The 13976-nt window shown below is 64.9% G+C and carries 12 protein-coding genes and 2 pseudogenes; 6 read left to right on the top strand and 8 right to left on the bottom strand.

Annotated features, from left to right (window positions below):
* The first annotated feature begins 108 nt into the window (after window positions 1-108).
* The 3 genes and pseudogenes from ACQ86E_RS01650 to ACQ86E_RS01660 all read left to right on the top strand — a co-directional run bounded on the left by ACQ86E_RS01650 (window position 109) and on the right by ACQ86E_RS01660 (window position 2831).
* Entirely contained in the window at window positions 109-702 is a 594-nt protein-coding gene (locus tag ACQ86E_RS01650; RefSeq protein ID WP_431203921.1) for a cysteine hydrolase family protein, read from the top strand.
* An 11-nt stretch (window positions 703-713) separates the two neighbouring features.
* Complete coding sequence (locus ACQ86E_RS01655; protein ID WP_431203922.1) at window positions 714-1352, top strand: glutathione binding-like protein; 639 nt, start codon at window positions 714-716, stop codon at window positions 1350-1352.
* A gap of 109 nt (window positions 1353-1461) precedes the next feature.
* Window positions 1462-2831: pseudogene (locus ACQ86E_RS01660) on the top strand (caspase family protein).
* A gap of 16 nt (window positions 2832-2847) precedes the next feature.
* Here the strand turns inward: ACQ86E_RS01660 and ACQ86E_RS01665 are convergent.
* The 7 genes from ACQ86E_RS01665 to ACQ86E_RS01695 all read right to left on the bottom strand — a co-directional run bounded on the left by ACQ86E_RS01665 (window position 2848) and on the right by ACQ86E_RS01695 (window position 9713).
* On the bottom strand, window positions 2848-4284 hold the full coding sequence (locus ACQ86E_RS01665; protein ID WP_431203923.1) for an NAD-dependent succinate-semialdehyde dehydrogenase: 1437 nt from the start codon (window positions 4282-4284) through the stop codon (window positions 2848-2850).
* A gap of 13 nt (window positions 4285-4297) precedes the next feature.
* Window positions 4298-4957: an ATP-binding cassette domain-containing protein gene (locus ACQ86E_RS01670; RefSeq protein WP_431203924.1), complete on the bottom strand. Its 660-nt coding sequence runs from the start codon at window positions 4955-4957 to the stop codon at window positions 4298-4300.
* Complete coding sequence (locus tag ACQ86E_RS01675) at window positions 4958-5659, bottom strand: ABC transporter ATP-binding protein (RefSeq protein WP_431203925.1); 702 nt, start codon at window positions 5657-5659, stop codon at window positions 4958-4960.
* Window positions 5656-6399 carry an ABC transporter ATP-binding protein gene (locus ACQ86E_RS01680; RefSeq protein WP_431203926.1) on the bottom strand — a complete coding sequence of 248 codons (744 nt, stop codon included), beginning with the start codon at window positions 6397-6399 and terminating at the stop codon, window positions 5656-5658. The genes ACQ86E_RS01675 and ACQ86E_RS01680 overlap by 4 nt, the downstream gene beginning before the upstream one ends.
* Entirely contained in the window at window positions 6396-7439 is a 1044-nt protein-coding gene (locus ACQ86E_RS01685) for a branched-chain amino acid ABC transporter permease (RefSeq protein WP_431203927.1), read from the bottom strand. Before ACQ86E_RS01685 ends, ACQ86E_RS01680 begins: the two co-directional genes overlap by 4 nt.
* A gap of 3 nt (window positions 7440-7442) precedes the next feature.
* Window positions 7443-8363, bottom strand: coding sequence for a branched-chain amino acid ABC transporter permease (locus ACQ86E_RS01690; RefSeq protein ID WP_431203928.1), 921 nt, complete (start codon window positions 8361-8363; stop codon window positions 7443-7445).
* Between the two features lie 105 nt (window positions 8364-8468).
* Entirely contained in the window at window positions 8469-9713 is a 1245-nt protein-coding gene (locus ACQ86E_RS01695) for an ABC transporter substrate-binding protein (RefSeq protein ID WP_431203929.1), read from the bottom strand.
* A gap of 183 nt (window positions 9714-9896) precedes the next feature.
* On the opposite strand from ACQ86E_RS01695, the gene ACQ86E_RS01700 reads away from it, so the two are divergent.
* Window positions 9897-10730 carry a MurR/RpiR family transcriptional regulator gene (locus ACQ86E_RS01700; protein WP_431203930.1) on the top strand — a complete coding sequence of 278 codons (834 nt, stop codon included), beginning with the start codon at window positions 9897-9899 and terminating at the stop codon, window positions 10728-10730.
* A gap of 20 nt (window positions 10731-10750) precedes the next feature.
* Window positions 10751-11575, top strand: coding sequence for an SDR family NAD(P)-dependent oxidoreductase (locus tag ACQ86E_RS01705; RefSeq protein ID WP_431203931.1), 825 nt, complete (start codon window positions 10751-10753; stop codon window positions 11573-11575).
* 79 nt (window positions 11576-11654) lie between these two features.
* On the opposite strand, the gene ACQ86E_RS01710 is transcribed toward ACQ86E_RS01705, so the two are convergent.
* Window positions 11655-12743: a tlde1 domain-containing protein gene (locus tag ACQ86E_RS01710; protein WP_431203932.1), complete on the bottom strand. Its 1089-nt coding sequence runs from the start codon at window positions 12741-12743 to the stop codon at window positions 11655-11657.
* Window positions 12744-13386: 643 nt separating this feature from the next.
* Between ACQ86E_RS01710 and ACQ86E_RS01715 the strand changes: the two are divergent.
* A pseudogene (locus ACQ86E_RS01715) lies at window positions 13387-13912 on the top strand (FecR domain-containing protein).
* Window positions 13913-13976: the final 64 nt, after the last annotated feature.

Raw genomic sequence — 13976 nt, forward strand, 5'->3', positions numbered from 1 at the left:
CAGGCCTCCTGCAAACTTGCAGCCATCTGCTGCAATAGTCCTGCACAATGGCAGGCCACGGCCGCGCTAGGGTTGGACCATCCGATATTCCAGGAAGGCCTGACCCGCATGACCGCTCCAAAAACCCTGCTCGAGCTCTCCGGCGCCGATCTCAATCCACCCAGGCTCGCCGACTCCTGTCTCGTGCTGATCGACATCCAGAATGAATATCGTTCCGGTCCCCTCGCCTTGCCCGACGCCGAGCCCGCGATCGCGGTCGCCGCCAAACTGCTCGCCCGCGCGCGGCAGAGCGGCGCTGCGATCTTCCACATCGCGCACAAGGGGCGCGCCGGCAGCCTGTTCGATCGCGAGGCCGAGCGCGGGGCGATCGTGTCGAGCCTGACGCCGCTCGCGGGCGAGCCCGTGATCGAGAAGGCATTGCCGAATGCCTTTGCCGGTACCGACCTGCAAGCCAGATTGGCCGCGACCGGACGCACCGACATCGTGTTGGCGGGCTTCATGACCCACATGTGCGTCAGCTCAACGGCGCGCGCCGCGCTCGACCTCGGGCTGCGCACCACGATCGCGGCCGACGCCTGTGCCACCCGCGACCTGCCCGACGGCCGCGGCGGCGCGCTCTCGGCACGCACGATTCACGAGGTCGCGATGGCCGAATTGTCGGACCGGTTTGCGATCATCGCGCAAGGCGAGGCCCTGAGCTGACGGAGCGCACGATGCTGCAACTCTATTTCTTTCCGATGGCCTGCTCGCTCGCCAGCCGTATCGCGCTGATGGAGGCCGGCATCGAGGCGCAGTATCACCTCGCCCATATCTGGACGAAGAAGGTCGCGGACGACGGCAGCGATTTTCGCGGTATCTCGCCGAAGGGCGCGGTGCCCGTCCTGGTGCTGGAGAACGGCGAACGGCTGACCGAGAGCGCCGCTGTGCTGCAATACATCGCCGACGCGAAGCCGGAGACCGCCCTTGCGCCGGGCTTCGGCGATCCCGACCGCTATCGCCTGCAGGAATGGCTGAGTTTCATCGGCACCGAGATCCACAAGGCGTTCCTGTTCCCGACCTTCTGGTACAAGGACGACGGCTCGCTCGCCAAGCCGCGCGCACGGATCGCACAGACATTGTCGACACCCGCCACGCATCTGGCGGACCACGAATTCCTCGTCGGTGACAGCTTCACCGTCGCGGATGCTCACCTCACCTGGGCCTTGCTGCTGCTTCGCCCGGCCGGCGTCGACATCGCGCAATGGCCAGCCTTGTCGCGCTATCTCGGCCGCATGCAGGCGCGCCCCGCAGTGCGGGAGGCGATCGCGACGGAGATGGCGCTGCGCAAGACGGTGGCCGCGAGCCCGGCGTGACGGCATGCCACGGCCGCCTGATCCGGGCGGTTCCCGGCAAGGGCATTGAAGTCGGTGCCGCATGCGTTAATCTGGAGGATATTTTTCGATTTTTCCTCGGACGGTATTCATGCGCGCTCTTTCAAGATTTCACTTGTCTGGACTCTTGCCCGGTCTCTCTTTGGCCCTCCTCGCCTGCTGGCTCTGCGTTGTTCCCGCATCGGCAGACACCCGGGTGGCGCTGGTGATCGGCAACGGCGCCTATGTCTCGACGGCGCAGCTCCCGAACCCCTCACACGATGCCGAGGACGTCGCCGCCTCGCTCAAGCGTAGCGGCTTCGAGGTGTTTCAGGGGATCGACCTGCGCCAGGCCGACATGCAGGATCTGACCATCCGCTTCGCGCGCGCCGCAAGCCGGGCCGACGTCGCCATGTTCTATTACAGTGGCCACGCGATGCAGTACAACGGCGTGAACTATCTGATGCCGGTAGACGCCGTGCTGACGGATGAAGCGGACCTCAAGCGCTTCGTGCGGGTCGACGACATCGTGAACGATCTGCAGCAGGCCAAGAACCTGCGCATCCTCGTGCTCGATTCCTGCCGCGACAATCCGCTGGCCGAAACCCTCAAGCGCTCCGCCGGCTCGACGCGCGCCGCCTCGATCGGACGGGGCCTGTCGAAGGTCGAGGCGCCGCGCGGCACGATCGTGTCGTTCTCGACGCAATCCGGGCAGGTCGCGGCTGATGGCGTCGGACGCAACAGTCCCTACACGACCGCGTTCCTGAAGCACATCGAGGAACCGCAGGAAATCGGCGACGTCTTCCGCGACATCAGCAGCGACGTCTATGACTCCAGCGGCAAGAGCCAGCTTCCGGAGCTGTCGCTGTCGATCATCGGCAAGTTCTACCTGAACGGGCCTGTGTCGGTCACCGTGGCGCCGGCCGCGCCCAGGCCGCGCCGCGGGCAGATCCCTGCGCCGCCGCAGAGGCACATTGGAAAGCCGCGGACAGCATCGGCACGCTGGGAGCATTCGAAGACCATCTCGCCAGATTCCCGAACTGCATCTTCGCCACGCTCGCCAAGGCACGCGTCGAAGGGTTGAAGCAGAAGACGGCGCTGGCGCCGGCGGCCGGCAACGCGCGAGCCGGCGGCAGCAAGGATTTCGACGGCAATTGGGACGTGACGCTGAATTGCCAGACCAGCGGCAAGGCGCAGGGCTTCACCAGAGCCCTCGCGGCAACCGTGACGAACGGCGTATTCCACGCCGAGGTGCAGGGCCCGAGCGGAGCCAACCGGCTGGAGATCGACGGCCAGATCCCGGCGGACGGCAAGACGACGCTGAGCGCGCGCGGGACGACGGGGGCGAGCACCTATACCCTCAACAACGTCGCCCCTGGCTCGCCCTACGCCTTCACGGTCGATGCGCAGTTCGACCGCACCCGCGGCAGCGGCAAGCGCAACGAGGCGCGTCCCTGCAATCTGGTTTTCGTCAAACGTTAGCTCGCATCGTCCTGCGTCAGACGCCGGTCTGGCTGATGAACTTGGTGTTGAAGTAGCCCTCCATCGCCTCGGTGCCGCCTTCCGAGCCGTAGCCGGAATCCTTGGTGCCGCCGAAAGGCACTTCGGGCAGCGCGAGACCAAAACTGTTTATCGACATCATACCGGCCTCCACCGCCGAGCCGATCGCGGTCGCCGTCTTGGTCGAACTGGTGAAGGCGTAGGAGGCAAGGCCGAACGGCAGGCGGTTGGCCTCCTCGACCACCTCGTCGAAGGACGAGAAGCGCGAAATCAGGGCGAGCGGGCCGAACGGCTCCTCGTTCATGGCGCGCGCGTCTTTCGGCACGTCGCTCACCACGGTCGGCTCGAAGAAATAGCCCTTGTTGCCGACGCGCTTGCCCCCGGTTTCGAGCGTGGCGCCCTTACCGACGGCGTCCTGCACCATGTTTTCGATGGCGGCGACGCGGCGCGGGTTGGCGAGCGAGCCCATCTTCGAATCGGGATCGAGGCCATTGCCGACCTTGAACGCCTCTGCACCCTCGACGAACTTGTCGACGAACTCGCGGAACACATCGTCCTGCACCAGCATGCGCGTCGGCGAGATGCAGACCTGCCCGGCATTACGATACTTCGCCGCCGCCAGTATCTTTGCAGCCGAGGCGACGTCTGCGTCCTTGAACACGATTGCCGGTGCATGGCCGCCGAGCTCCATGGTGGCCCGCTTCATGTGCAGGCCGGCGAGCGCGTTGAGCTGCTTGCCGACCTGGGTCGAGCCGGTGAAGGAAATCTTGCGGATCACCGGATGCGGGATCAGATATTCGGAGATTTCGGAAGGAATACCGTAGACGAGGTTGATGACGCCATCGGGGACGCCGGCATCCGCAAACGCGCGGATGAGCTGCGCGGGCGACGCTGGGGTCTCCTCCGGCGCCTTGACGATGATCGAGCAACCGGCAGCGAGCGCGGCCGAGAGCTTGCGCACTACCTGGTTAATCGGAAAATTCCAGGGCGTGAAGGCCGCGACCGGGCCGACCGGCTCCTTGATCGCGAGCTGATAGATGCCGGGTCCGCGCGCGGGGATCAGCCGGCCATAGGCGCGCTTGGCTTCCTCGGCGAACCACTCGATCACGTCGGCGGCCGCCATCGCCTCCATCCTGGCTTCGCCGAGCGTCTTGCCCTGCTCCATCGTCAGCAGCGGCGCGATCTCGTCATTGCGCTCGCGCATGATCGCGGCCGCCTTGCGCATGATCCGGCAGCGCTCGAACGGCGCAATGTTGCGCCAGATCTTGAAGCCCGCGCTGGCTGCGGCCAGCGACTCGTCGAGGTCGGACTGGCCGGCATGGGCCACGGTGCCGATCACCTCTTCCGTCGCGGGATTGACGACCTCGATGATCTTACCCGAATGGGCCGGGCGCCATTTTCCGGCAATGAAAAGCTGGGTGTTCGAATAGGCCAACGGATTCTTCCTTTTAGGTAGAGCTGTGAACGGTGCGGTCACAAATCGCGTCTGCCGCCCCTGTCATGTCCGGCCCGAGATAAGAGCGGCAGCGCGGATCAGCGATGAGCGAGCCGAAATCCGCCATCGGCGTCACCCCGCCGCCGGCCACGAACAGGAAGCGTCCGGCGATCTCGGCGAGGATGTCGAGGTGCCACGCCGCTGTCGGATGCATGCAGAGCACGACCAGCCTGCCCTCGTCGCGCAGCTTGCGGAAGAAATCGAGCATGAAGCCGATATAGCCGTCTTGCAGGTTGAACTGCGGCTCGTCGAACAGATGAACCAGCGGCGTTTTGGTCGGCGACGGCGCCAGAAAGGCGGACGGAACGCGCTTGCGGAAGCGCCTGACCTGGTAGGACTGGTGATAGTGGATTGCGAGCCGGTCGCGCTCGCGATATTTGACGCCGTGGATATCGGTGCCCGCGACCAGCACGCGCCCCGAGGTCGGCGCGTTGGAGCCTGTCATCATCTCGAACAGGGTCGTCTTGCCGGCGCCGTTCGGTCCGACCACGCCGACGATGCCTGGCTCGTCCAGCGACAGGTTTGCCTGAAGCGTGAATGTCGGACGGCGTATCACGCGGCCCCGCGTATAGACCTTGCGAACGTCATCGAGAACGAGCAGAGGTGCGACCACTTATCGTACTCCCAGCAAGCGCTGACGAAGCCTGAGATCATCGCGCAACGTCGCGGCCTCACCGCTCCAGATAATTCTGCCGCGATCGATCACCGCGGCGCGGTCTGCGACCGACAGCGCGATCTCGGCGTTCTGTTCGACGACCAGCGAGGCGATGCCCTCGTCCTTCATCCGCAAAATGGTGGCGAGCACGTCGCCGACGATTTTTGGCGCCAACCCCTGGCTCGGCTCGTCGAACAGCACCAGGCCGGGCGAACCGACCAGCGCGCGCGCAATGGCGACCATCTGCATTTCACCACCCGACAGGTTCTCGCAGTCGCGCTCCATCAGATATTCGAGCGGCGAGAAGATTGCGCCGGCTTCCTTGACGCTCCAGTTGCGAAAGCGCGTGCGCTTTTGCGCGATCGCGAGGTTGCGCGCCACCGACAAGGTCGGGCACAGCCGCCGGTCGTCCGGAACCCAGCCGATGCCGGCGCGCGCGATCTCATGGGTGGGGTTGCGCGTCACGTCGTGTCCGTCGAAACGAACGGCGCCGCGGCGCGGCCGCGTCAGTCCGAGGATTGATCGTAGCATGGTGGTTTTGCCGGCGCCGTTCGGCCCGAGCAGAGCAAACACCTTGGCGTGCTCGATGGCGAGCGAGGCGCCGAACAGCGCCTGGGTTTCGCCGTAGAAGGTATCGACCGCGTCCACTTCGAGGATCATGCGAACTTCCCGAGATTGGAGCGCCGCACCCATTCGTTCTGCTGCAACTCGTGCGGCGTGCCGCGCGCCACCACCTGGCCCCAATGAATCACCGAGATGCGGTCCGCGAGCGAGAACAGGAATTCCATGTCGTGCTCGATCGCGACGATGGTCAGCTTGCCTTTCAAACGCGCGACAAGCGTGGCGAGGCGCTGCACGCCGTCGGAGCCGAGGCCGGAGGTCGGCTCGTCCAGGCACAGCACGCGCGGCGCTTGCGCCAGCGCGACCGCGATCTCCAGCGCGCGTCGGTCGCCATAGGACAGATCCTTGGCGCGAATATCGCCTTTGTCCGCAAGCCCGACCGCGGCGAGCGCTTCGGTGGCTTGATCGGCAAACTGGCGGTCGCCGGCAGCGGCACGGGCGATATCGAGGCCGCGGGCGCGAAACTCGGGCAAGCCCATCATGACGTTGTCGCGGGCCGAGAACTCGTCGAACAGCGTCATGACCTGGAACGAGCGCGCAATGCCCTTGGCGGCGATGCGGTGCGGGCTCAAGCCCGTGACATCCTCACCACCGAGCAGCACTTTGCCGCGGCTCGGCTTCACCCGGCCGGTCAGAACGTTGAAGAAGGTGGTCTTGCCGGCGCCATTCGGACCCATCACGCCATGAAACTCCCCCTCGGCCACCGCGAGATCGACGCTTTCCAGCACGACGCGGTCACCGAAACGGACGTGCACACCTGCAGCCTCCAACATGCTCATCGTCCGCCCCCGACCAGCAGCCGCATTGCTGACGTGCCACGGCGCCTCAGCGCGTTGAGCGAATGCTGCTGAAGAGCAGCCGAGAGCGCGCCGGCAATGCCTTCAGGGCGGAACAGCACGATCGCGATGAACAGCAGACCGAAATAGAGCGTCCAGGCATTGGTCAGCGCGCCGATCACGTCGCGGGCGGTGAGGAAAAGAAACACGCCGATCACCGGCCCCCAGAAGCTGACGAGCCCGCCGCCGACCAGCGTCATCATCACGACGTAGCCGGATTGATGCAGGCTCATCACATCGGGGAATGCGGCGAGCTGCGCCATCGCGAACAGTCCGCCGGCAAAGCCGGAGACGGCGGCCGACAGTGCGAACACCGATGCCTTGTAGAGCCAAACATTATAGCCGAGATGGGCGGCGCGGACCTCGCTCTGCCTGATCGCAGCGACCACGCGGCCGTAGGGCGAGTGCACCAGCCGCCACAATGCGGCGGTGCCGACCGCAAAGACCGCGAGCACGAAATAGTAGAATGCGACATTGTCGGTGAGATCGAACGACACCAGCCCGAAATCGGCCGGCAGGCGCTTGATCTTGAGAAGTCCGTCCTCCCCTCCCGTGATCCGGTGCGACTTGATCGCCAGAGTCCAGAAGATCTGGCCGAAGGCGATCGTCATGAAGGCGTAGTAGATGCCGCGCCGATGCGAGATGAACAGCGCAACCAACACGCCTGCAAGCCCCGCGACCCCGGCCGCCGCGATCAGGCAGATCCAGAGATTGGCGGCGATATCGAGCTGGCAGAGCCCGAACGCATAGGCGCCGATGCCGAAATAGGCGCCGTGTCCGAACGACGGCAGTCCGGCCGTGCCCAGCACCAGATTGAACGCGAGCGCATAGAGCGACCAGATCAGGATCTCGATCCCGAGATAAGGATAGAGCCCGATCCGCGTGATCCAGAGCGGCACCGTTGTAAGCACGAGCCAGAGCACCAGCATTGTCGGCGTGACGAGGCGCGCGGTATCGGATGAAGAATTTGATCCCACAATCATTCCCTAGGCCTCGAGCACGCTCTTCTTGCCCCACAGGCCGCGCGCGCGGAACGTCACGACGGCGACCAGCAGAATGTACATCGACAACAGCGACCATTCGGACGCGTAAGCGCCGGCAAGGCCGACGCACAGCCCGACCAGCAGCCCCGCCACGACCGCGCCCCAAAAGCTGCCGACGCCGCCGAGCACGATCACCAGGAATGCGGGGATGACGGCATCGACACCCATATGCGGGCGAATGCCCCAGATCGGCGCGACGATGATGCCGGCGATCGCCGCCAGCATCGTGCCGAACACGAACACCAGCAGCCGCAGTCGCGACAGATTGATGCCGAGCGCGCGGACGATCTCGCTGTCATGGGCGCCGGCCTTGACTGTCGCGCCGAACGAGGTCTTTTCGATCAGCAGCCAGACCAGCCCGATGACCCCGGCTGCGATCCCGGCCGCATAGAAGCGATAAGTCGACCAGATCAGATCGCCGAACAGGAAGCCGCCATTGATGGCGGATGGCACCTGGAGCACGTAGTCGCGCGTGCCCCAGACCAGGCGGATCAGCTCCTCGATCACCATCGCCGCGCCGAAAGTCAGGAGCAACCCGTACAGCGGATCCTTGCCGTAGGTGCGCCGCATGCAGAGCTCGATCAGCATGCCGACCATGCTCACGATCACGGGTGCTATGATCAGCGTCGCGACATAGCGCCAGCCAAGCGGTAGCGCGAGCCACACCTTGGCCAGATCGGCCGGCAATGGCGGACGCGGTCCGGTCAGCTGCATGGCGACATAGGCCCCGAGCGCGAACAGGGAGCCGTGCGCGAGGTTGATCTGCTCCATCAGCCCGACAATGAGCATGAAGCCGAGCGCAATCAGCGCGAACAGCAGGCCCAGCGTCAGGCCGTTCAGAAGATGCGGAAGAAGGTCGAACAAGGCCTTGGGCTCACAACTGGCATTTGCTTACACCCGCGACACCGAGGGCCCGGGTGCGCGGCGCACGACTTGCGCGCCGCCGTTCTGCGACGTGGCGAACCGCCTCTAGGAGTCGACGGTCGGCACCTGTTCGTAGGGCGTGAGCTTGCACTTGCCGGTCGCAGCGTCATCGGCGGCCGATTTCGGTTCTGTCCAACTGATGATCTCGAACAGGTCGGTGGTGTCGGACGGCTTGGCGTTGCGCCGTGCCAGATAGATCGTCTGCTGCATCTGATGCGTCATCGGATCCATGTAGGCATCAAAATGCTGCATGCGGTCGGTTGCCGAGACCTTCAGATTCTCGAGCTCCTTGATGATCTTGACGTTGTTGGTCGACCCCGCCCGCTCGATTGCGCGAAGCAATTCGCGCGTGCTCATGTAGCCGTTATAGGAGACATTGCCCGGCACCGGGATCGGACCGTCCTTGTTGGCGGCCTGCCACTTCTTGACGAAGTCGGCGACGCCGGGCAGCGGCAGCTTGTGATACCAGGTGGTGCCGAACACACCGAACAGACTGTCGGGCGCGCCCCAGACGTCGGGCCAGTCCTGCTGGTTGTTGATCCAGGCCGGCTTGCCGTCGAGCTTGAGCTGCGCCACCTGCTCGCGCAGTGCCTTGATGTCGTCGCCGCCGACCGCAGTCGCCACCACGTCGGGTTTGGCCTGTTGGATCTTGAGCAGATAGGCCGTGAAGTCGCGCGTGTTCTGCGGCACCAGAAGATTGTCGATGATCTTGCCGCCGGCCGCCTCGACCTGCGCCTTGGTTGCGGCAGATGTCGTGTGACCCCAGACGTAGTCGTTAGTCAGCAGCATCCAGTTCTTGCCGATGGAATCGACCGAGTTCTTGACCGATGCCTTCGAGAAATTGGTGCCGTTGCCGTCCCAGACGAATTTCACGCGCGAGCAGTTCTCACCAGCTTCGCTCGGCGCGGAGGAATTGGTGTTCATGTAGATCACGCCGTATTTGCTGGCGACCTGCGTGATGGCGTTGGCGACGCCGGAATGCAGCGCGCCGATCAGGATGGTGCAGTCCTCTCGGGTGATGAACCGCTCGGCGACTCGGCTGCCGGTGGCCGGCGTCGTTTCGGTATCCGCGGTGATGAACGATATCTGACGCCCGAGCACGCCGCCTTTGGCGTTGAACTCGTCAATCGCCATCTTGATGCCGCGGAAATCGTCCTGGCCGCTGTTGCCGTATTGGCCACTGGCATCGCAGGTCAGGCCGAGCTTGATCGGCTTGGCGCCTTGCGCCCACGCGTGATTCTCTTTCCACGGCCCAAAGAAGCTGCCGGTGCCGCCGATGACGCTCGCCATCAGGCTGCCCTTCAAAACGCTTCGCCGTGAGATCTGACGCCCTCTCATCATTTCCTCCCGTTTTCGAAGTCTTTTGCTTTTTGTGTCGTTAGAATATTCATTCCATATGTTATGTAAAGTGGAATATTTGATCCAAACGGTGAAATGCCGTTAAACAGGCGATCGACTTGGAGACCCCAGACGATGAACAAGGCGCAAGGCGCGATGAGCTACGACGAGCTGCGCGGTGCAATCGCGCAGCGGCATCGTGCGCTGTCCGGCCGGCTGCAGCAGATCGCGGAGTTCGTGCTCGATCACCCGACCGACGTCGCGCTCGGCACGGTGGCCGAGGTGGCGCAGCGCTCTGGCGTGCCGCCGTCGGCGATCGTTCGCTTTGCCCATGCGCTCGGATTCGGCGGCTTCACCGAGATGCAGCAGGTGTTTCGCTCCCGCCTCGTCGCCGGCGTCGCGCCAAGCTACAAGGCGCGGCTCGCGCGCATGAAGAGCGAGGAGAAATCGGTGCTCGGCCGCCAGCCGGCCGCTGTGCTGTCGCGCTTCGTCTCGGAAGCGCAATCGTCGCTGGTCACGTTGAGCCAGTCTGTGCACGCGCGCGAGCTCGACGCGGCAACTGCAATTCTAGCCAAAGCGCGCGACATCTATCTGCTCGGCCTCGGCGGCTCGTTTCCGGTTGCGACCCACCTCGCCTATGTGCTGCGCAAGCTCGGACGTCGCGTCGTCCTGCTCGACGGCACCGGCGGCAGCATCCACGAGCAGTCGCATGCCGCAACCGTGGACGACGCGCTGGTCGCCATCAGCTTCCGGAACTATTATCCGGATACGGCGCGGCTGTTTCCCGAACTGATCGCACGCGGCGTGCCCGCGATCTCCATCACCGACAGTCTGCTGAGCCCGATCGTCGAAGGCGCGAGCGTGGTGTTCGAGATCCAGGACATGCCCGAGCCCGCGCTGCGCACGCTGGTCGCGCCGATGTGCCTGGTGCAGGCGATGGCGATCGGGCTCGACCTGGCGGCAGACTGATTTCATAACAGGAGAAGATCATGACATCGCATGACACCGCGAAGATTTTGGCTGGCAAAGTGGCGCTCGTCACCGGCGCAGGCCGCGGGCTCGGCCGCGCCTTTGCCGAGAAGCTCGCCGCGCTCGGCGCCGACGTCGCCATCCACGGCATGCGCGAGAACGGGCCGGCGGAATATGGCGAGGGCACTACGCTGACCGCGGTGGCCGCGGAGATCGGCCAGGCGTTCGGTGTCCGCAGCCAGCGCGTGCTCGGCGATCTCACCAAAGGCGACGACATCACGCGCGTGATTGCGGAGACGGAAAGCTCGCTCGGACCGATCGACATTCTCGTGCACAATGCCGGCGGCGACATCGCTGCGGCCGGCGGCAAGCCCGATCCGAACGACGCGGTGCACATCAAGGAGGCCGACGTGCGCGCCGTGCTGGAGCGCAATCTGCTCTCGACCATCCTGACCTGCCAGGCGGTCGCCAAGGGCATGATGGAGCGGCGGCGCGGCCGCATCGTCACGCTCGGCTCGGTCGCCGCGTTCAAGGGACGCACCAATGGCGCGATCTATGCGGTGTCGAAGGCCGGCGTGACCCATTACACGCGATGCCTCGCCGACCAGCTCCGCCCCTACGACATCGCCGTCAACTGCATCGCACCCGGCGATACCCGCACCGGCCGTTTCCTCGGCACCCGCGCGGTGGACCCCGACAGGATGGTCGAAACCGGCACGCTCGACCGCATCGCGACCGTCGACGAAGTCGCGCGCGTCGTCGAGTTTTTCGCCGGCCCCATGGGCGCCTTCGTCTCCGGCCAGGTGCTGAGGATCGACGGTGGCGGACAGTGCTGGCCGGGTTGAGCGCTTCCACCGAGCGACGCAGGACAAGGAAAAGGGCCGCTGCGGGCGGCCCCTTTGCATCATCGAGAACGAGCCGGGATCAGTCCACCCGCGCCAGCACCGCGAGCTTGCGGATGCCCTTGTTGCGGTAGGCGTCGAGGAATGCGTAGTAATCCTTGAACGACACGCAGCCGTTGGAGTCGCCGTTCGGCCCGAGCATGAAGGTGTGCGCGAGCAGGCCGTCGCGGCCGTAGATCGCGCTTTCGCCGCCGATCGGGGTCAGCCGCAGCGCCGGCACGCCGTGGAACAGCGCCTCGCGCGGCTTCAGCGTGTAGATGTGCGGCGGCGTCACGCCGCGCATGCGCACCTTCGACGAGCGCGGATCGTCGAGATTGGAGCCGAGGCCGGAATGCGCCTCGAGCTTGGTGCCGTCGGGCAGGTAAACCGTCTTGGCGGTGATGTCGTAGACCGCGGTGTCGCGCTCATAGGGCGCCGAACCGCCGAGCATGGGGTTCTGCTCCCGCGGTGCGATCGAGGCGGTCACGCTGGCATCGGCGGAAGCATAGGCGAGCAGGCCGCCGGACGGCTCGCGCTTGCCCCAGAGCTTTTCCACCATCGACTGGCGGGGACCGGTGATCGACATCACCGCAGCCTTGGCGCGATCGGCGAACGACTTTGGTTTTGCTTCGGGCGCCGGGACGATCTCGGCCGGATCGGCTGAAGCCAGTTGCACTGGCGCATCGGCGCCGCGCTTGGCCTTGGCTCCATCCGCGATCTTGGGCGCCGCCGCCGGCTTCAGCGCTTCGGCGACCTTCGCGATCACGCTCTGCTTCGGGGCGTCCTTCGACGTCTCCTTGGCGACGGCAACCTGAGTCGGGGGCACGGCGCTCGATGCATTGGATGCCACGCCCTGGGTCGCGGCCGCGGCGAAGCGCTCGTTGAACATCTCGCGCGAGATCGGAGCTGCGACCTGAAGCCGGTCAGGCAACAGCGCGAAGGCTTCCTTGATGGCGTCGCCCGCCTCGCGCAGCGCGGCCTTGGGCGCGCGCTTGATCACGGGCTCGTCGTAGCCGGTGCTGCCGACGCTCGGATAGACGCTGGCGCCGAGCACGTTGCTGTAGACGGTCCAGCCGGCTCCGAGCACGGCGCAGCCGATGGCGGCAGCGCCAAGCCAATTGGTGTTGGTCATGTTCCGGGAAGGTTTCCGAAGAGACTTTCTGGAGAGATTTTCGGACTTCCGTGCCGCGTTACTATGCGCCGCGATACTCGTACTCATTCGCCTTGCGTCCAGGACGGTGTCACTAAGTCCCCCTTAGAAGTGCCGCTGGTCACGATCCGGGAACAGCATTTCGCAGAGGGCCGGAGCGTCATTAAGGCGACTTTTAGTTAAATGCGGATTAAGTTCGGGCGGATGTGAGGCAACTCGTTAACGCTGTGCCATTTCGAGAAAAATCCCGCAGAATTACGGACTTAGGCGCATCTGTTAACCATCATTCTCGGCCGGTTCAGCACGGTCAGCGAACCTCTCCGGCCGCCTCTCTAGGCCATCCAACCAAGTCGTTTTCGTGGTCTTCAATACCCGCACGATAGCGGGGAAGCGTTGTGCGAGGCTGGCGGATCCGCCTCCCTCCCGTGTCACTCGTGGTGGCCCACTCACGCACTGCGCGTGTCCGCGCTCCGGCGGCCTGACTGAAAGTTGATCGCGCCTGTCTGGAAAATGCCGCAGCGAGGAAATAGCTCCCAGAGCGGCACTATTCAGCAGCCTCTGCGTGTGATACGGTGCCGTATCAACACCGCCTTGAACTGTGCCGAGCACGCAAACGGAGGCTGGCATGAGAGGGTTCGCGCGCGCCGGGTTTTTCGCTCTGGCGGGGTTGGTTCTGTTGGCTGGAGCTGCCGGTGCACAGCCTGCCACCAAGGCGGGCTGCACGGCATCGCCGACGGCCGCGGGCACGCAGACCTGGCGCTGCGACAACGGCATCACCATCGTCGCCGAAAGCGGTGCCAGATTTGAACTGAAGGACGCCAACCGCGACGGACATATGAGACTCGGTGGAGTTGAGCAGCAAAGCGCTGCTGGTCGAGGTGCGCAAGAAGCCCGGCGGCAATCCCTTCAAGGTGCTGACGCCGCAAGCGATCGCCGCGGTGCGCGGCACCAGATGGGCGGTCGATGTCGCAGATGCAAAGACTTCGGTCTTCGTCGCCGACGGCCGCGTCGGCGTGAGCCGCAGAGTTCGTGGACGCAGCGTCGTGCTGGGTCCCGGCGAAGGCGTCGATGTCGAGGCAACCGGTCCATTGACCGTCAAGACATGGGGCCAGCCGCGCGTCGACGCGCTGATGGCAAGACTGGGCCAATGAGACTGGGCCAATGAGGCCCGGTCGGTAAGGCCTGCTCCGTCAGGCCCTGACAACACAGAAGATT

This window comes from Bradyrhizobium betae (assembly GCF_050632175.1).
Classification (GTDB): domain Bacteria; phylum Pseudomonadota; class Alphaproteobacteria; order Rhizobiales; family Xanthobacteraceae; genus Bradyrhizobium; species Bradyrhizobium betae_B.

What these genes read in the sequence shown, in the direction of transcription:
- ACQ86E_RS01705 (WP_431203931.1), top strand. Translation starts at nt 10,751, where the DNA reads ATGACATCGCATGACACCGCGAAGATTTTGGCTGGCAAAGTGGCGCTC.
- ACQ86E_RS01710 (WP_431203932.1), bottom strand. Translation starts at nt 12,743, where the DNA reads ATGACCAACACCAATTGGCTTGGCGCTGCCGCCATCGGCTGCGCCGTG.
- ACQ86E_RS01685 (WP_431203927.1), bottom strand. Translation starts at nt 7,439, where the DNA reads ATGATTGTGGGATCAAATTCTTCATCCGATACCGCGCGCCTCGTCACG.
- ACQ86E_RS01650 (WP_431203921.1), top strand. Translation starts at nt 109, where the DNA reads ATGACCGCTCCAAAAACCCTGCTCGAGCTCTCCGGCGCCGATCTCAAT.
- ACQ86E_RS01680 (WP_431203926.1), bottom strand. Translation starts at nt 6,399, where the DNA reads ATGAGCATGTTGGAGGCTGCAGGTGTGCACGTCCGTTTCGGTGACCGC.
- ACQ86E_RS01695 (WP_431203929.1), bottom strand. Translation starts at nt 9,713, where the DNA reads ATGGCGAGCGTCATCGGCGGCACCGGCAGCTTCTTTGGGCCGTGGAAA.
- ACQ86E_RS01675 (WP_431203925.1), bottom strand. Translation starts at nt 5,659, where the DNA reads ATGATCCTCGAAGTGGACGCGGTCGATACCTTCTACGGCGAAACCCAG.
- ACQ86E_RS01655 (WP_431203922.1), top strand. Translation starts at nt 714, where the DNA reads ATGCTGCAACTCTATTTCTTTCCGATGGCCTGCTCGCTCGCCAGCCGT.
- ACQ86E_RS01700 (WP_431203930.1), top strand. Translation starts at nt 9,897, where the DNA reads ATGAACAAGGCGCAAGGCGCGATGAGCTACGACGAGCTGCGCGGTGCA.